At 65.0% G+C, this 223-nt stretch carries 1 pseudogene; it reads left to right on the top strand.

The annotated features are described in order from the left end of the window. Positions 1-223, top strand: a pseudogene (locus SNR22_RS29280) (hypothetical protein); the annotation flags it as partial.

Genomic DNA, 223 nt, shown 5'->3' with positions numbered 1-223 from the left:
TGGCCGTGCAGGCCGCCGACAAGCCGGACGTCGACACCACCAAGCTGATCCCCCACGGTGTGGACGGCGACCAGTCGACCATCACCCTGAACGACGAACAGAACACCAACGTCAAGGCCATCATCGCCGCCACGAAGAAAGCCGGCCTCGACGAGCGGGCCGCGGTGATCTCCATCGGCACCGCACTACAGGAATCGAAGCTCGAGAACCTCGGCCACCTCGG

This window comes from Micromonospora sp. RTGN7 (genome assembly GCF_033804645.1).
Lineage (GTDB): Bacteria > Actinomycetota > Actinomycetes > Mycobacteriales > Micromonosporaceae > Micromonospora.
The sequence above is the reverse complement of the archived record's forward strand: the minus strand, read 5'-3'. Positions and strand labels throughout refer to the sequence as shown.